Source organism: Pseudomonas sp. BJa5 (genome assembly GCF_030272875.2).
Lineage (GTDB): Bacteria > Pseudomonadota > Gammaproteobacteria > Pseudomonadales > Pseudomonadaceae > Aquipseudomonas.
On sequence record NZ_JALRNG020000038.1, the window covers coordinates 52,672 to 68,392 of the forward strand.

The 15,721-nt window shown below is 65.0% G+C and carries 17 protein-coding genes; 10 read left to right on the forward strand and 7 right to left on the reverse strand.

Annotated elements, in window-relative coordinates; all coding sequences use genetic code 11:
* Positions 1–318: 318 nt before the first annotated feature.
* Positions 319–651 (reverse strand): hypothetical protein, encoded by a 333-nt coding sequence (locus M2D63_RS20405; protein ID WP_285864807.1) that lies wholly within the window; start codon positions 649–651, stop codon positions 319–321.
* Between the two features lie 364 nt (positions 652–1,015).
* On the opposite strand from M2D63_RS20405, the gene M2D63_RS20410 reads away from it, so the two are divergent.
* The gene (locus tag M2D63_RS20410; protein ID WP_285864808.1) at positions 1,016–2,506 is read left to right on the forward strand and encodes a DASS family sodium-coupled anion symporter; all 1,491 of its coding nucleotides are present in this window, start codon (positions 1,016–1,018) and stop codon (positions 2,504–2,506) included.
* A gap of 100 nt (positions 2,507–2,606) precedes the next feature.
* Here the strand turns inward: M2D63_RS20410 and M2D63_RS20415 are convergent, their stop codons facing one another.
* The 4 genes from M2D63_RS20415 to M2D63_RS20430 form a co-directional block, all read right to left on the reverse strand.
* Positions 2,607–3,155, reverse strand: a complete 549-nt coding sequence (locus M2D63_RS20415) for a cupin domain-containing protein (protein ID WP_133212337.1) — start codon at positions 3,153–3,155, stop codon at positions 2,607–2,609.
* Between the two features lie 57 nt (positions 3,156–3,212).
* Positions 3,213–4,436 carry an MFS transporter gene (locus M2D63_RS20420; protein ID WP_285864809.1) on the reverse strand — a complete coding sequence of 408 codons (1,224 nt, stop codon included), beginning with the start codon at positions 4,434–4,436 and terminating at the stop codon, positions 3,213–3,215.
* 81 nt (positions 4,437–4,517) lie between these two features.
* Positions 4,518–5,072 (reverse strand): cytochrome b, encoded by a 555-nt coding sequence (locus tag M2D63_RS20425; RefSeq protein ID WP_285864811.1) that lies wholly within the window; start codon positions 5,070–5,072, stop codon positions 4,518–4,520.
* Positions 5,069–6,115: a catalase family peroxidase gene (locus M2D63_RS20430; RefSeq protein ID WP_285864812.1), complete on the reverse strand. Its 1,047-nt coding sequence runs from the start codon at positions 6,113–6,115 to the stop codon at positions 5,069–5,071. Before M2D63_RS20430 ends, M2D63_RS20425 begins: the two co-directional genes overlap by 4 nt.
* A gap of 131 nt (positions 6,116–6,246) precedes the next feature.
* On the opposite strand from M2D63_RS20430, the gene M2D63_RS20435 reads away from it, so the two are divergent.
* The 5 genes from M2D63_RS20435 to M2D63_RS20455 all read left to right on the forward strand — a co-directional run bounded on the left by M2D63_RS20435 (position 6,247) and on the right by M2D63_RS20455 (position 9,129).
* Positions 6,247–6,756 (forward strand): sigma-70 family RNA polymerase sigma factor, encoded by a 510-nt coding sequence (locus M2D63_RS20435; RefSeq protein ID WP_285864813.1) that lies wholly within the window; start codon positions 6,247–6,249, stop codon positions 6,754–6,756.
* Positions 6,753–7,505, forward strand: coding sequence for an anti-sigma factor (locus tag M2D63_RS20440; RefSeq protein ID WP_285864814.1), 753 nt, complete (start codon positions 6,753–6,755; stop codon positions 7,503–7,505). Before M2D63_RS20435 ends, M2D63_RS20440 begins: the two co-directional genes overlap by 4 nt.
* Before the next feature lie 77 nt (positions 7,506–7,582).
* Positions 7,583–7,918 (forward strand): DUF2790 domain-containing protein, encoded by a 336-nt coding sequence (locus M2D63_RS20445; RefSeq protein ID WP_285864815.1) that lies wholly within the window; start codon positions 7,583–7,585, stop codon positions 7,916–7,918.
* A gap of 186 nt (positions 7,919–8,104) precedes the next feature.
* Positions 8,105–8,827, forward strand: coding sequence for a FecR family protein (locus M2D63_RS20450; RefSeq protein WP_285864816.1), 723 nt, complete (start codon positions 8,105–8,107; stop codon positions 8,825–8,827).
* Positions 8,828–8,901: 74 nt separating this feature from the next.
* A complete protein-coding gene (locus tag M2D63_RS20455; protein ID WP_285864817.1) occupies positions 8,902–9,129 on the forward strand; it encodes a hypothetical protein in 228 nt (75 codons plus the stop codon).
* A 40-nt stretch (positions 9,130–9,169) separates the two neighbouring features.
* On the opposite strand, the gene M2D63_RS20460 is transcribed toward M2D63_RS20455, so the two are convergent.
* Positions 9,170–9,628 (reverse strand): hypothetical protein, encoded by a 459-nt coding sequence (locus M2D63_RS20460; protein ID WP_285864818.1) that lies wholly within the window; start codon positions 9,626–9,628, stop codon positions 9,170–9,172.
* A gap of 145 nt (positions 9,629–9,773) precedes the next feature.
* On the reverse strand, positions 9,774–11,138 hold the full coding sequence (locus M2D63_RS20465; protein WP_285864819.1) for a hypothetical protein: 1,365 nt from the start codon (positions 11,136–11,138) through the stop codon (positions 9,774–9,776).
* A gap of 126 nt (positions 11,139–11,264) precedes the next feature.
* Between M2D63_RS20465 and M2D63_RS20470 the strand changes: the two genes are divergently transcribed.
* From M2D63_RS20470 to M2D63_RS20485, 4 genes are all read left to right on the forward strand, one after another.
* Positions 11,265–11,987, forward strand: coding sequence for a GntR family transcriptional regulator (locus M2D63_RS20470; RefSeq protein ID WP_285864820.1), 723 nt, complete (start codon positions 11,265–11,267; stop codon positions 11,985–11,987).
* Positions 11,984–12,772 (forward strand): SDR family oxidoreductase, encoded by a 789-nt coding sequence (locus tag M2D63_RS20475; protein ID WP_285864821.1) that lies wholly within the window; start codon positions 11,984–11,986, stop codon positions 12,770–12,772. The genes M2D63_RS20470 and M2D63_RS20475 overlap by 4 nt, the downstream gene beginning before the upstream one ends.
* Positions 12,773–12,819: 47 nt before the next feature.
* Positions 12,820–13,752: a 3-keto-5-aminohexanoate cleavage protein gene (locus M2D63_RS20480; RefSeq protein WP_285864822.1), complete on the forward strand. Its 933-nt coding sequence runs from the start codon at positions 12,820–12,822 to the stop codon at positions 13,750–13,752.
* Between the two features lie 69 nt (positions 13,753–13,821).
* Positions 13,822–15,168 (forward strand): MFS transporter, encoded by a 1,347-nt coding sequence (locus M2D63_RS20485; protein ID WP_285864824.1) that lies wholly within the window; start codon positions 13,822–13,824, stop codon positions 15,166–15,168.
* Positions 15,169–15,721: the final 553 nt, after the last annotated feature.

A 15,721-nucleotide genomic window follows, 5' to 3' on the forward strand; every position in this document is an offset into this window, starting at 1 on the left:
GTGGATGGGCGATGCTGTCGGTTGGAAAATCGTTCCTTGTAGACATGCACTGATTCCTTGGGCAAATGGAACCCGGAACCTAGCATGGGAAAAACGGCTTTTTACGCGGGGAAAATCGAAACAGAAACTTCCTACGCAGCTCTCAGAATGCAGCGCGTAATCCGTAGGAGCGGCGGTGGGACGACTCGACTTGCCCCGCGATTGCGGTGCGACAGACGAATCGCAATCGCGGGGCAAGCCCGCTCCTACAGGTCGGTGTAAACCAGACAGCAAAAAGGCGAGCCCATGGGCCCGCCTTTTGTTCACACGATCGGGTTATCAGCAGAGGCGATCGATGACCGCAACGCCCGGCTTGTTCTGCAGCGCAGCCCACTCGCTCTGCAGGGTCTGCAGTACGCGGCCGACGTACTGGGTGTCAGCGGCGGCCTTCTTGCCCACGTAGCCCTGGCCACGGCGGTACATCTTCAACCGCGCACGCATGTTCGGGGTATGTTGCTCGAACTGCGCCTCGTCGGTCAGCGTGCCCAGTTTGTCGAGGCGGACTTCGCCGGCCTGGCACACCCAGAGAATGTGGCTGTCGAGGGTGTCCTTGCGAGCGGCGAACAGCCGGGCCAATTCTTCGACAGTCGGTTGATTGTTCAGATTCATCATAAAGCCCCCTGGAGTATCGATAGTTGAGTTCAAACTCGGCGCACATCATGTAGCGTTGAAAGAAAGCTGCTACAGCAGCGTCACAACTGGGGGCTTTTCACATTCTGCCTTTTGGGCAGTACCCATCCGCATTCAGCTCATGGATCCCTGGAGCTGCCTGGAACACCCTTGCCAGTGTCCCCGATCGGGGAGACGGCCTCATCATGCAAGGGGCGACGAACGGCGTCAACAGGTTTTGTAGTGATTTTTTTCTAGCACTACATTTTGTCTGACAATGTTGGTTCATACCGATGTTGATGCGAATCAGTTCGTCACGGTGGCAAGTGACCGATGATGGCCATTCATGCATTGCGGGGAGAGTCCCATGAGTTCGTCGGCCAGCGCACCGGGTGCGCAATCCGCGGGTGTCAAGATTCCGGTCGGCCTGTTGCTGGGGGTCGCCGCCCTGATCGGCGTGCTGTTGCTGCCCTTGCCGGCCGACCTGCCGGTGGCGGGGCAGCGGGTCCTGGCGATCCTGGCCTTTGCCGTGGTGGTGTGGATCAGCGAGGCGGTGTCGTACGAAGCCAGCGCGATCATGATCACCTCGCTCATGGCATTCTTGCTCGGTACGGCGCCGACTGTGGCCGACCCTTCCGTCACCTATGGCTCGTCGGCCGCCATCAGCCTGGCCCTGACCGGGTTTTCCAACAGTGCCCTGGCCCTGGTGGTCGGCGCCTTGTTCATTGCCGCGGCCATGACCCACACCGGCCTTGACCGGCGCATCGCCCTGGTGACCCTGTCCAGCGTCGGGGTCAGCACCCGGCGCATCCTGCTGGGGGCGGTGGCGGTGACCATCCTGCTCAGCCTGGTGGTGCCCAGTGCCACGGCGCGCAGTGCCTGTGTGGTGCCGATCATGATGGGGGTGATTGCCGCGTTTGGCGTCGACAAGCGCTCCAACATCGCCGCCGGGATCATGATCATCGTCGCCCAGGGCACCAGCATCTGGAACATCGGCATCCAGACCGCAGCGGCGCAGAACCTGTTGACCGTGGGCTTCATGGACAAGATGCTCGGTGCCCGGGTGTCCTGGATCGACTGGCTGATCGCCGGTGCGCCCTGGGCGGTGATCATGTCGGCGGTGCTGATTTTCATCGTGCTCAAGTTGCTGCCGCCGGAGAGCGACAGCATTCCCGGGGGCAAGGCGGCGGTCGCCCGCACCCTGGCCGAGCTCGGGCCCATGAGCGGGGCGCAGAAGCGTTTGCTTGCGGTTTCGCTGCTGTTACTGCTGGCCTGGGCCACCGAGGGCAAGCTGCATCGCTTCGACACCACCTCGACCACCTATGCGGGCCTGGTGATCCTGCTGCTGCCGCGCCTGGGCGTGATGACCTGGAAGGATGTGCAGGCGCGGATTCCCTGGGGCACGGTGATTGTCTTCGGCGTCGGCATCAGCCTGGGCACCACCTTGCTCACCACCCAGGCTGGGCAATGGCTGGGGGCGCAGGTGGTGGCCCATACCGGGCTGGATCAACTGGGGACCCTGGGGGTGTTCGCGATCCTGGGGGCGTTCCTGATCCTGATTCACCTGGGCTTTGCCAGCGCCACGGCGCTGACCTCGGCGTTGTTGCCGATCCTGATCGCGGTGCTGCAGACCTTGCCGGGAGACTTCAGCCGGCTGGGCATGACCATGGCCTTGGGTTTTGTGGTCAGCTACGGCTTCATCCTGCCGATCAATGCGCCGCAGAACATGGTGTGCCTGGGCACGGAGACCTTCACGGCCCGGCAGTTCGCCCGGGTCGGGGTGTTGGTGACGCTGATCGGCTATGTGCTGATGCTGGTGTTTGCCGCCACCTGGTGGCGCTGGCTGGGCTGGATGTAGGCGCCACTGTCTTTGTGGGAGCGGGCTTGACCCGCGGTTGATCAAGCCGCCGCATCGCGGGGCAAGCCCGCTCCCACAGCAAGCCCGCTCCCACTGGGGATCAGAAGTTCGCCGGGGTGTTGGCGCTGATGATTTCCGCCTCGTCCTGGCCAATGTTCTTGAAACTGTGGGGCAGGGTGGTGGGGAAGTAGTAGCCATCCCCGGAGTTGAGGATGCTCACCTGGCCATCGACCCGCAGTTCGATGGTGCCCCGGGTCACCAGCCCGCATTCTTCACCCTCGGTGTGCACGATCGGCTCATCGCCCGAGTCGGCACCCGGCGCGTACAGTTCGCGCAGCATGCGCATCTGCCGGCCTTCGACGCTGGCGCCGACCAGCAACAGGCGCAGGCCACTGTTGCCCAGGTCAGGCTGCTCGGTGGAGCGGAATACGAAACGCTCCTCGCGCGGTGGTTCATCAAAGCTGAAGAACTCGGCGAGGGTCATGGGAATGCCTTCGAGCAGCTTCTTCAGGGAGCTGACCGAAGGGCTGACGCGGTTTTGCTCGATCTGCGAGATCGTCGAGTTGGTCAGGCCGCTACGGCGGGCCAGCTCCCGCTGGGAGAGTTTGTTGCGTTCACGCACCAGTTTGAGTCGTGTCCCCGTGTCCATAGCCGCCTTATGTGTCAATAATTTTGGGCGGAGCATTAAAGCACATTATTTCAGGCTTTAGCGGCCCGTCTGTACGGATGGAGGCGATGGCTGAGGCCACAACCCTACCAGCAGTAACAAGGCGCCGACGATCAGGTACGGCAGGCGTGGATCGGCGGCGTAGATCAGGGTGCCGGCCAGCGGTCCGATGACCACGCCCAGCCCCTGTGCCGCGCCGATGGAGCCGGCCGTGGCGCCTTGTTCGGAGGCGTCCATGGCATTGGCCGCCAGTGCCGAGAAGGCCGGGAAAACCCAGCCCATGCCGCCGGCGGCGATAAAAAAGCAGGTACCCAGCAGTGTGGCGCTGTCGGCAAATGCACAGGCGATGAAGCCCAGTGCCGAAACGCTGCCACCGACGCGGATCATGCGCAGCGGCGGCCACTGCAGTTTGCGCACCAGCATTTGCGACAGGATCAGCGCCACACCCACCAGGGTCAGGGCCATGCCCGCTGTTTGTGCGGCTTGCGCAGGGTCCATGCCCAGGCGGTCGAGGGCGAAGAAACCGACGGTGATCTGCGCCACCGAGACGCTAAGCATGGCCACGAACGCCACCAGCAAGGGGCGTCGCAGGCGCGGGTCGCTCAGGCGCACCGGGCGTGGCGGCTGCTTGAGGTGCAGTTCCTGGCGCTTGAGCTTGAGCAGCAGCACCACGAACGCCAGCATCGGCAACACCGCCATTGCATAGAACGGCAGGCTCAGGCTGTGGCGCGCCAGCAAGGCGGCCAGGGCCGGGCCCAGCACCAGGCCGACCGCGTTGGCCGCGCCCAGGGAGGCGAGGGTGCGGGCGCGATGCTCTGGTGCGACGTTGTCGGCGATCAGTGCCGCGCCGCCCACCGGCAGCGCCGCATAGAACGCGCCGATCAGGCCCCGTCCGAGGATCAGGCCGATGAAGGCCAGGGTCGCACTGGGCAGCAGATGCAGGGCCACATCGATGAACAGGCACAGGATCCAGTAGGCCAGGGTAAAGCCGGCGGTGCCGATCAACAGCACCCGGCGCCGGCCGAGACGGTCACTGGCCTGGCCCCAGGGGCGGGCCAGGAGCATCCAGATCACCCCGGCCACCGTCACCGCCGCCCCGGCCTGCCAGGTGGCCAGGCCCAGGGTGCGGGCGATCGGGCCGATCAGGGACACGAAGGCCATCATCGCCATGGTGCAGGCCATGTTGGCGACCAGCAGCGGGCGCAGGTCGAAGCCGGCGTCGGCATGGCTGGAAAGTGTCGCAGGGTCCTGTGCGCTGTTCATGGGCTATCCAAGGCAGTTGAGGCAAGGCTGGCATTGTGCCGGAAAACAACGGGAGACAGGACGCTGCGCGATCGACAATCGTTAATGGCTGCTGTCGGCCTGATCTTTTCCAAGCGGGCCGGGCCACATGCTGCGCAGCACCCCGTCGCGCCGCACCAGGCCATGCACCAGCGCCGCGCCAAGGTGAATCAGCACGGTGGCGAACAGCACGTAGGCCAGCACGCCATGGGCCTTGCGCAACAGGGCATAGAGGTGCAGGTCGTGGGGCAGGAGCGCGGGCAGTTGCAGCGGCAGCGGGTAGCCGCCTGCCGAGAGCATGCCCCAGCCGATCAGCGGCATGGCCAGCATCAGGGCATACAGCAGCCAGTGCGAGGCGCCGGCGGCCAGGCGCTGTACCCGTGGCAGGTCGCTGGGCAGCGGCGGATGGGGCAGGGTCAGGCGCACCAGGATGCGCACCAGCACCAGCAGCAAGAGCGCCAGGCCAATGGCCTTGTGCAGGCTGATCAGCAGGGTGTGGCGCGGCGACAGGTCGACGACCATGCTCACGCCGACGAACAGCATCGCCAGGATCAACAGCGCCATCAGCCAGTGCAGCAGGCGCGCCAGGGGATGGAAGGCGGCGGGTACGGATTTCATGGGTGTGCTCCCGATGCAGTGGCTTCGCGGCTGCGGCGATTGAAGGACTCGGAGTAGGCGGCCGAGCGGGCGGCCAGGATCGGATCGGCCGAAGGTTCGATGCCGGCAGGCAGGATCAGCGGGTCGAAATTGAGGTCACGGCAGGCGCCTTGTTCGGGGCCATCGACCTGTTCGATCACCAGGGTGCCGGCGTCGACGCTGCGTCGCTCGGCAGGCCACGGCTGGGCCGGGTCGTCGACCGCGTCACCAGCGGCCGCCAGGGTCAGGCGCAAGGTCCAGCGCAAGGGGCCTTGGCTCAGGCGCTGGTGCAGGTCGTGCTGCAGGTACTCGCGGTCATCGACCTGGCCTTGCAGGGCGGCGAATGGCGTCTGCGGCACCAGGCTCCAGCGCACGTAGCGGCGCGTGCCCTGGGCATCGACCAGGGCGAAGGCGTTGATGCTGTTGTAGCTGGAGTTGGCGAAACTGTCCGGTGCCTTGTAGTCCTTGGCCCATTGGCGAAACGCGGCACTCTCCGGGTGCGCGGCGAAGAACGCCTGGACCCGCGCCGGGTCCGGCTTGCCGGTGGCCGGGTCCGGGGTCATGGCCAGCACCTGCTGGTAGAAGGCGTCGGGGGTACTCACTGCCAGCACCGGCGGGGTGTTCATGCCGGTGCGCCAGACCTGGCCATCATCGCTGCTCAATTGCAGCGCCAGGCTGCGGGTCGGCACGCTGGTGTCGGCGGCGTAGGGGTTGCTGCCACCGATGGCGAAACGACCGATCACCGGCACCCGCGGCTGGCTGAACACCCGTGCCCGGGACAGGCCGGCGGCCTGGTCGTTAGCCTGGAAATAGCCACTGACACACAGGCCCTTGGCATGATTCTTACGGTAGCCGGGGAAGTGTCCGGCCTGGGCTTCGAAGGTGTCGATGATGCGCTTGGGCGTCAGGCGTTCGGCGCCTATCCAGCCGGCGGCATAGGCAAAGCTTGCGGCCAGGGCGCCCAGGCCCAGGCCGATGGCAGCCAGGCGCAGGAGGCGGGGGCGGCCGTGCAAAGGAGAACTCATGGCGGCGATCCGGGTCAGTGAATGAGCCGGTACGACGCATGGCGCGCAGATTTATTCCAGCGTCGTGGAATATTTTCAATGTTCGGGCGTCTGCCTCGTACACTGATCGCCTACAGGCCAAGACCCTGGCAATGAACGAACTAGACGACGACCAATTACGCGAGATGCTCGAGCGCCTGCGCCGCTTCGCCTTGTGGTTGACCCGCGAGACCAGCAGCGCCGATGACCTGGTCCAGGCCACGGTCGAGCGCGCCTTGAGCCGCCGCGACCAGCAGCGCGGGCAGGACAGCCTGCGCGCCTGGCTGTTTTCGATCCTCTACCGGCAGTTTATCGACGGCAAGCGCCGCGAGCGGCGTCATGCGCGCTGGCTGGCCTGGTTCGGACGGGGCGAGGAGGCGGGCAATGCCACCGAGGACATCGTCCTGGCCCAGTCGGGCCTGGCCGCCTTTGCCCGCCTGCCGGTGGAACAGCGCGCCTTGCTGTTGCTGGTCAGCGTCGAAGGCTTGAGCTACAAGGAGGCCGCCCAGGCCCTGGAGGTGCCCATCGGCACGGTGATGTCACGTTTGTCGCGGGCGCGCACGGCGCTGCGCGAACTGGCCGAAGGCAATGCGACGCCTGCGGCGTTGCGGAGGTTGAAATGAGTCCGTTGATCCCGAGCGAAGAAGAACTCCATGCCTATGTCGACGAGCGCCTGGAGCCTGCGCGCCGTCGTGCGGTAGAGCTGTACCTGGCCGCCAATCCCGAGCAGGCGGCGCGGGTCGATGGCTGGCGCCGTGATGCCCGGCACCTGCGTGCAGCCTTGTCCGGTTTTGCCGGGCAGGCGCCCAACCCCCGGCTGGACCCTGCCGCCGTGCGCCGGTCGTTGCGCCAACGCCGGCAGCGGCGCTGGGCCAGTGCCGCCGTGCTGTTGCTGACCCTGGGTATCGGCGGGCTGGGTGGCTGGCAAGTGCGCGACGCCAGCCTGGTGGCGGCCAACCCTCCCATGGCCGATGCCGTGCAGGCGCACAAATTGTTCGCCGCTGCCGGCACCCTGGACCTCAGCGCACGCGACCCGGCACGCCTGCAGGCCTGGCTGGGTGAGCACTTTCAGCATGTCGGCAGGTTGCCGGACCTGTCGGCCTACGGCTTTACCCCGTTGGGCGCGCGGCTGCTGAGCAACGAGCAGGGCCCGGCCGCCTTGCTGGTGTTCGAAGATGCCCGCGGTCAGCGGGTCAGCCTGTTCCTGCGCTCACCGAGTGAACGTTATGCACGCATGCCCAGCGGCGAGCGTACCGAGGGGCAGCTGCAGGCGCGTTACTGGTCCCGGGGCGACTACAACTACGCGCTGGTCAGTGCTGCCTCCGACAACCGTGGCGCACAGTTGCGTCAGGCACTGGATATCGCCTTGTAGCCCCATTTCCAATGCAGGCGTAAGCTCGAAGCTGTTTGACCCAGCAGTTCGTTCCATCACCTGTGAGGTACGCTGAAATGAAGCGCAAGCAAGGTTTGGTAGTGGCAGCGCTGTTGCTGCTGGCCGGCCAGAGCGCGCTGGCCTCGGCACCGGAAGTGAAGGATGCGCGTCTGGTTGCCCATGAGCAGGCAGTGCAGGCCTATGCGGCAAGAACTGGCAAGACCGTCCCGGCTGTTCAGGACTACCGCTACGGCACATCGGTGGATGTCGCCCGGCTGATCGAACAGACCCCCATGGCCCGCGGCTGCGAGGCGGCGCCGATGTTGATGACCTACGAGGATACGTCCGGGCAGCTGGTAACGATGCGTTACCGGCTGGAAGGGCAGTGCCCACGCTTCCAGGCCACGCGATAGCCATCACCTGCGCAGCGACGAGGGATCGCCGCTGCGCAAGGCACTTGGTTTGTGCACGGGTATTAAATAGTATCAATCTCATTTGATTCCTTTCCCGTGCAGGTGCGTTGACATGAGCGAAGCGGTGGCCCTTTCCGAGCAGACCTTGCAGGGTCTGTACTGTGACCACTGCCTGTTGGTCGACCTATGACGCGTGCCGGCGACAGCCGACGTGCCCTGCTCAAGTGTGGTGCGGCCCTGGCGGTACTGGCCCCGGGCGGCTGGCTGTTGAGCCAGCCGTTGTCGCTGGCCGCCTGGCGTGCCGACCTGCGCACCGCGGTGGGCCAGCGGCGTGGGGTGCGCCTGGTCGATGGCAGTGTGTTGCAGTTGAACACCGCAACCGCCGTGGGCCTGGACCTCAAGCACCATCGCCTGGCACTGGTCGAAGGTGAAATTGCCCTCAGCGTCAGCCGTGCGCAACCGCTGACCGCGGACTTCGGCCTCGGCCAGGTCACGGTCGGGCAGGCGCAGGTGTGCCTGCGTCGCGATGCCGACCGGTGCCGGATCGGCGTGCTGCAGGGCATGGTGCAGGTGAGCCCGGCCCAGGGCATGGCACTGGCGCTACAGTACGGCGACCAGTTGACCCTGTACGCCGACGGCAGCGGCGCCATGGGGCGTTTCGATCCCCGTGCACCGGACTGGCGCGATGGCATGCTCAGCGTCGACGACCAGCCGCTGGGGCAGTTCTTGCGCGAGATCTCGCGCTATCGCCCGGGCGTGCTGCGCTGGGAGCCGGCACTGGAAACGCTGCGGGTGACCGGTACCTTCCAGCTCGACGACACCGACCGTATCCTCGCCTGGCTCACAGCCAGCCTGCCGGTCACGGTGCAGTCGCGCACGCGCTACTGGACCACCCTGGTCAAACGTTGACCTGACATTTTTGTCAGTAGCGCTGGTGGCGGGTGTTGGCGAAGATGCCGATACCCGGGTCGGAGCCTGTCGCCATGGACGAGAACAACAAAGAGCGCCTGCGTCTGTACCAGCCTGGCGATGCCGTGGTGTTGTACGGCTGCTTCCCGGCGGAGTATGGGGTAATGGACACCCAAGCGGGGGTGGTGCGCAGCGTTGACTGGCACTGCGGTCGGGTGCGGCTGTACTTTCCCTGTGATGACGAGTGCCGCAGCATCGCCTTTGCCTGCATCACCGCAGTGATGTTGCTGGATCGTCCTTGACCTGAATGTATGTTGCCGGCCGACTGTGCGGCAGAGAACGTTAGCGCTTCATCGAGTCTTGCTGGTCCGCCTTCCAGTCGTGCGTGAAGGTGTCACGCAGTGCATGGGCGAGCTGGTAGGCGGCAATTTGTTCTTCGGTCATGGCCAGCAGGGTGGGATCGATCTTGGCCGCCAGCGCCTTCATCTTCGCCTCGACCTCGGGTGCTTCGACCATGCTCAGTTCGGCGATGTACAGTTCGCGGAACCTGGCCTTGGCCTTGTTGATTTCGTCGGTCGTGTGAAATTGCGGGTTCACCAGAATCCCGACGACCTTGACCACCTCATGGTAGAGGTTTTGACGTAACACGTAGAAGGGCTTGGCTGCCTCAAGCTTACGCGCTGTCGCCTCGCTTTCGCGGGCGCTGTTGAAACTAATGACGCTCATCACCACGCCCACCACAACGCTGATCACCTGGATCAGCGAGGAGAGCCACTGAAGGGTTGGGCCATCGGTTTTCATGGGAGATCACTCGACAGTTGTGGTTGTCGACATCTCATCCAGGCTGCGGTGGACCGCAATGCGGTCGCACCCACAGTGTCCCTTCTGTTGTTGGCAGCAGGCATCGTTGGTCACAGTGTAGTTCCGGGGTCCCATTCACGATGGCTCAATGGAACACCTGCACCTCCAACTCGTCGATCGCATAGCCCTGGCCGGCAGGCGTGGCCTTGAGGATCAACACGGCATTGGGCGCACTCCTGAGTACGGCGATCAGGCCGATGCTGCCATCCTCGACATTGCCCACCAGGGCCGGGATTTTCTGTCCCCTGGGCGGTACCAGCAGGGGCCGCCAGGCCGTCGCATCGGCCGTGACGAACCCTTGGGCGGTGCCAAGGAATTTCCCCGGTGGAACGTCTTTCGAGTCCGCCAGCCCACGGTCGGTCATACGCAGGCGTAGCAGTCGGTCGATGGGTTGATCCTCGAAGCCCAGGACACGCCCTCCGAAGAACGGTGCCAAGGCCTGGGGCAAGTGCTCCGCCGGGGTCGCCAGCCAGGCCTGCATGAACGCATTGGCCCATTGCCTGGCGGGCTCCGACGACTCGACCGACAGGCTGCCCAGCACCGACTGCAACAGCGCGTCGGCCTCGGGGTCGAGGCTGAAGCCGGTGACCTGACGTTCATAGGCCGGAACCGCACTGGCGACGCTATCCGTTTGAGCTGCAGCGGGGCGCAAGTCGATAGGCGCAACACCGAAGAAGCTCTGCTCGCCATCGGACAGGCTGGTGTTGCCGGCAATCGCCCGTGCCTGGGGAACCGCCTGTGCGGTGAGCCACTGGTACTTGCCGGTGCGCGTCTGGCGCCTGCAGAAATCACGTACCTGTGGTTCAAGCGCTGAAAGCGCTTTCGGGGAGGTGGACAGGTTCATCTTCTCGCGGTAGCGGAGCAACCAGTCATAGCTGGACCTGGCCGCATCGAGGCACTGCCCTGGATAGGCATAGGTACGGTCGGCGTGATGCGACAGCGCGCCGCCGCGATCCACGGCATGGGTCCAGATCCATTCGGTGGGGCAGGGCCAGTGCGGCTCCGATATGCCCTGGTGGGAGAAGGAGTCCTGCCGGCCATGCAATGCCTGGCCGAACTTGAGCAGGTGTTCCTCGGTGCCATGGCCGGTTTCGGCGACCACGCTCTTGATCTGTCCTTCGGCAAAATGGGCAGCATGATCGACCGGGCGTGCATCAGGCAGCTGCGGTGGCGGCTGTTGCGCGCGAAAGTGCAGGTAGCGGGTGAGATTGCTGGCGTTTTCCTTACGCCGGATGCACAGCTGCCAGATGATCGCGTGCTTGGCGTCGAGCTGCCCGGTGTCAGTGAGTTCGTCACCGCGGGCGATGTCGTGGCTTTGCTGATGATCGTAACCGGCCTGCACGGCCAGCCAGTAAGTCAGGCCGAAATGGAAGTCCGATTCGTAGGCAAGTGCCGACGGGCCGCAGTTCAGCAACAGGAGGGGCAGGGCGGCGAAGCGCATCGGGGCCATGATAGCGGCTGCCTGTAGGGGCGGGGGGCAGGTTGAAGTCTAGTGCTGTGGACGAAAATTATTTGACATATTTGATTTGTGATCACATATTTTCAACCACAAGAACGACAACACAGGCATTACTCCATGACAGATCGTCCGATCCTGTTGCCGACCCTGCGCCAGGTGTCCCGCGATACCCTGCAAGACCAGGTCTACCGGCAGATTCGTGAAGCGCTGATGAGCGGTCGCTTCCAGCCAGGACAAAAGCTCACCATCCGCGGCCTGGCCGAAGCCCTGGGCTCCAGCCCCATGCCGGTGCGCGAAGCCCTGCACCGCCTGAGCGCCGAAAACGCCTTCGAAGTCACCGAGACCTCGCGCCTGCGGGTGCGGGTCATGACTCCGGAGCGCCTGCGCGAGATCCGCGATGCGCGGGTGGCCCTCGAAGGTTTGCTGGCGGAAAAAGCAGTGGCCTTGCTCAGCGCCGCCGACCTCGCCGAAATCACCGACCTGTGCGAACAGATGCAGGCCGCCGTCGATGCCGTCGACGTACCGGCCTACCTGTGGGGCAACTTCGCCTTTCACCGGCGCATCTACGCCGTGGCCCGGGCCGAACTGACCGTCGCCGCCGTCGAGAATTTCTGGCTGCACATGGGCCCGTGCTTTGCCCTGGTAGCGCCCGACAAGAGTCACCTGCAACGCTCCATGGAAGCCCACGACCGCATCGTTGCGGCGCTGGCAGCCCGGGATGCGGCAGCGGCGCGGGCGGCGGTCACCGACGACATCATGCAGGCCGCCGACTCCCTGGCGCGCCTGCTCGTCACCAACGACCGTGCGCGGTCGTCTGTCACTGGAGTGAAAAAAGCATGAGCGTTCTCAATCGCCTGACACCTTATCCGGGCTTGCGTGTCCTGATCTCCGGCGGTGCTGCCGGTATCGGCGAAGTCCTGGCGGCGGCCTATCTCGAAGCAGGTGCGCGGGTACATGTCTGCGACGTCAGCGAAGCGGCGATCGCGGCGTTTCGCGACCGCTACCCCGACGCTGTCGCCACCCGTGCCGATGTGGCGGACGCGGCGCAGATCGAGGCGGTGTTCAAGGTCCAGCGCGAGCAGTTCGGCGGCCTCGATGTACTGGTCAACAACGCCGGCATCGCCGGGCCCACCGCCGGCATCGATGCCATCAGCGACGAGGACTGGCAGCGCACCATCGACATCAACCTCACCGCGCAGTACCGCTTCGCCCACCATGCGGTGCCGCTGCTCAAGGACTCGCCCCACGCCCACCTGCTGCATATCGCCTCGGTGGCCGGGCGCCTGGGCTATGCCTGGCGCACGCCCTATGCGGCGACCAAGTGGGCCATCGTCGGCCTGATGAAATCCCTGGCCGCGGAACTGGGCGAAAGCGATATCCGTGTCAACGCCTTGCTCCCCGGCATCGTCGAGGGCCCGCGCATGGACGGCGTGATTCGCGCCCGCGCCGAACAGGTGGGGGTGCCTGAGGCGCAGATGCGCGAGGAGTACCTGAAGAAGATCTCGCTCAAGCGCATGGTCAGCGCCGAAGACGTCGCCGCCACCGCCTTGTTCCTCTGTTCACCCGCCGCCCGCAACATCACCGGCCAGGCCATCAGCGTGGATGGCAACGTCGAATACCTCTGAGCCGCCCTGCACTGCTTTCTCGCCAAGAACAACAACGGAGAATACGCATGTCCAAGCAACGCCCGGTCATCATCACCTGTGCCGTCACCGGTGCCATTCACACCCCTTCGATGTCGCCGTACCTGCCGGTCACCCCGCAGCAAATCGCCGACGCTGCCCTTGGCGCGGCAGAGGCGGGGGCCGCCATCGTCCACCTGCATGCCCGTGATCCCTATGACGGCCGGCCGAGCCAGGACGTCGAGCTGTTCCGCCAGTTCCTGCCGCAGATCAAGGCCCAGAGCGACGTAGTGATCAACATCACCACCGGCGGCGCGCCGACCATGGGTGTGGAAGAGCGCCTGCAACCGGTGGCCCAGCTCAAGCCGGAACTGGCGTCGCTGAACATGGGCTCGATGAACTTCGGCCTGTACGAAATGCTCGACCGCTTCACCGAGTTCCAGCACGACTGGGAGCGGCCGTACCTGGCCGAGAGCGACGATCGCATTTTCCGCAACACCTTCCGCGACATCGCCTACATCCTCAACGCCTGCGCCGAGAACCGCACCCGCTTCGAGATCGAGTGCTACGACATCGGCCACCTCTACACCGCCGCGCATTTCCTCCAGCGCGGCCTGCTCAAGGCGCCGCTGTTCATCCAGTCGGTGTTCGGCCTGCGCGGCGGCATCGGGGGGCACCCCGAAGACCTGGCGCACATGCGCCGCACCGCCGACCGGCTGTTCGGCGATGCCTACGAGTGGTCCATCCTCGGCGCCGGGCGCAACCAGATTCCGCTGGGCACCATGGGCCTGTCCATGGGCAGCAACGTGCGCGTCGGTCTCGAGGATTCGCTGTGGGACGGTCCGGGCAAACTGGCGGCGTCCAACGCCGACCAGGTCAAGCGCATCCGCACCGTGATCGAGGCCCTGGGCGGACGCGTCGCCACGCCTGACGAGGCGCGGGAAATGCTCGACCTCAAGGGTCGCTACGAAGTCGATTTCTAGCTTGTGCGCACACCCCGGACCCGGGGTCCGGGGTACTCCCACCGCTGCTGCCACATAGAGATTCGTGCCATGACAATTACAACAATGCCCGAAGAACCGACTGTGCCCCGCGACTCGGCGACCCTCAACCGGTTGCTGTTCGTCAAACTCATGCCGTTGCTGATCGCCGCCTATGTATTGAGCTTTCTCGACCGCACCAACATCGCCCTGGCCAAGCATCAACTGGATGTCGACCTGGGGATTTCAGCCGCTGCCTACGGACTGGGCGCCGGCTTGTTCTTTCTCACCTACGCGCTGTCGGAGGTGCCCAGCAACCTGATCATGCACAAGGTCGGCGCGCGTTTCTGGATCGCCCGGATCATGGTGACCTGGGGCCTGATCTCGGCAGCAATGGCCTTCGTCCAGGGCGAGACCTCGTTCTACGTGCTGCGCCTGTTGCTGGGTATCGCCGAGGCCGGTTTGTTCCCCGGGGTGATGCTCTACCTCACCTACTGGTTCGGCCGCGAACAACGGGCCCGTGCCACCGGCTACTTCCTGCTCGGCGTGTGCTTTGCCAACATCATCGGCGGCCCGCTGGGCGCGGCGCTGATGCAGATGGATGGCATCCTGGGCTGGCATGGCTGGCAATGGATGTTCATGCTCGAAGGCCTGCCGGCGGTGTTCTTCGCCTACGTGGTATGGAAGAAACTGCCGGACCGGCCGAGCAAGGCGCCGTGGCTGAGCCTGGCCGAAGCGCAGCAGATCGAACGTCAGCTGGCCAGCGAGGCCGAGGAGGGTGCCGGGCACGGCGGGCATTCGCTCAAGCAATGCCTGACCCCGCAGATCCTGCTGGCGATCTTCGTCTACTTCTGTCACCAGATCACCATCTACACGGTGATCTTTTTCCTGCCGGGCATTATCGGCAAGTACGGTGACCTGAGCGTGGTGCAGGTCGGTTGCCTGACCTCCTTGCCCTGGCTGGCGGCGGCAGCCGGTGCGGTCCTGCTGCCACGCTTTGCCAGCAATGCCCAGCGTGCGCGGCGGATCCTGGTGACGGGCTTGCTGACCATGGCCCTGGGCTTGGCCATTGCCTCGCAGGCGGGGCCGGTGATCAGCCTGCTGGGCTTCTGCCTCTCGGCGCTGATGTTCTTCGTGGTGCAGTCGATCATCTTCCTGTACCCGGCGTCGCGGCTCAAAGGCGCTGCGTTGGCCGGCGGGTTGGGGTTCGTCAACTCCTGCGGGCTGCTGGGAGGCTTCTTCGGCCCATCGGTGATGGGCATGATCGAACAGAGCACCGGTAATGCCAGCAACGGCCTGAAGTTCATCGCCGTGTTGCTGGTGGTGGCGGCGGTGGTGGCGCTGCGCTTGCGCCAGGGGCATGAGCAGCAGGTGCGCAAGGGCAGTGGGTTGAAGGCGGCGCAGCGGCAGTCGGCGTGAAACTTCGATTTTGCCTTTGCCTTTGCCTTTGCTGTTCGTACATCGCCAGTCCAGACGACGCGATTCGTCCCTTCAGGAGGCTGAGTGGAGGCGTTGCGTAGCTGGGTGCAGGCCATGGATGGCCTGCAAGCACCGTCGGGCCATGGATGGCCCGTCGGTGCGTCCCGGCGGGAGCAATGCCGGAGGGAAGGGACCCGTAGCGAAGCGCAGGGCCGGATGTAGGGACGAGGGGTTTTGGTTACTTTTGCCCCGACAAAAGTAACCCGCCGTAAGGGCGGAAAGGTGAGTCAGCGCCACCCTCGCAAACGGATCATCTCGCAAGACGCCAAGTCGATGCGATGGCACTGAAGATGGTGAGCATATCCATTGTCTGCAGCGGCGCCACCGGCTGGTTTCGCCCTTTACGGCGACCCACTTTTGACGGGGCAAAAGTGGGCAAAACCCCCTGTCCCTGCATACGGCCCTGCGCTTCGCTACGGGTTCCCTCCTTCCACCCTTGCTCCCGCGGGGGCGCGCCGAAGGGCCGTCCCTGGCCCTGCGGCGCTCGCCGGCC

Coding starts and splice junctions, on each gene's coding strand:
- M2D63_RS20455 (WP_285864817.1), top strand. CDS start 8,902: ATGGACGAGAACAACAAAGAGCGCCTGCGTCTGTACCAGCCTGGCGAT.
- M2D63_RS20435 (WP_285864813.1), top strand. CDS start 6,247: ATGAACGAACTAGACGACGACCAATTACGCGAGATGCTCGAGCGCCTG.
- M2D63_RS20465 (WP_285864819.1), bottom strand. CDS start 11,138: ATGGCCCCGATGCGCTTCGCCGCCCTGCCCCTCCTGTTGCTGAACTGC.
- M2D63_RS20420 (WP_285864809.1), bottom strand. CDS start 4,436: ATGAACAGCGCACAGGACCCTGCGACACTTTCCAGCCATGCCGACGCC.
- M2D63_RS20470 (WP_285864820.1), top strand. CDS start 11,265: ATGACAGATCGTCCGATCCTGTTGCCGACCCTGCGCCAGGTGTCCCGC.
- M2D63_RS20405 (WP_285864807.1), bottom strand. CDS start 651: ATGATGAATCTGAACAATCAACCGACTGTCGAAGAATTGGCCCGGCTG.
- M2D63_RS20480 (WP_285864822.1), top strand. CDS start 12,820: ATGTCCAAGCAACGCCCGGTCATCATCACCTGTGCCGTCACCGGTGCC.
- M2D63_RS20415 (WP_133212337.1), bottom strand. CDS start 3,155: ATGGACACGGGGACACGACTCAAACTGGTGCGTGAACGCAACAAACTC.
- M2D63_RS20460 (WP_285864818.1), bottom strand. CDS start 9,628: ATGAAAACCGATGGCCCAACCCTTCAGTGGCTCTCCTCGCTGATCCAG.
- M2D63_RS20425 (WP_285864811.1), bottom strand. CDS start 5,072: ATGAAATCCGTACCCGCCGCCTTCCATCCCCTGGCGCGCCTGCTGCAC.
- M2D63_RS20450 (WP_285864816.1), top strand. CDS start 8,105: ATGACGCGTGCCGGCGACAGCCGACGTGCCCTGCTCAAGTGTGGTGCG.
- M2D63_RS20485 (WP_285864824.1), top strand. CDS start 13,822: ATGACAATTACAACAATGCCCGAAGAACCGACTGTGCCCCGCGACTCG.
- M2D63_RS20430 (WP_285864812.1), bottom strand. CDS start 6,115: ATGAGTTCTCCTTTGCACGGCCGCCCCCGCCTCCTGCGCCTGGCTGCC.
- M2D63_RS20410 (WP_285864808.1), top strand. CDS start 1,016: ATGAGTTCGTCGGCCAGCGCACCGGGTGCGCAATCCGCGGGTGTCAAG.
- M2D63_RS20475 (WP_285864821.1), top strand. CDS start 11,984: ATGAGCGTTCTCAATCGCCTGACACCTTATCCGGGCTTGCGTGTCCTG.
- M2D63_RS20440 (WP_285864814.1), top strand. CDS start 6,753: ATGAGTCCGTTGATCCCGAGCGAAGAAGAACTCCATGCCTATGTCGAC.
- M2D63_RS20445 (WP_285864815.1), top strand. CDS start 7,583: ATGAAGCGCAAGCAAGGTTTGGTAGTGGCAGCGCTGTTGCTGCTGGCC.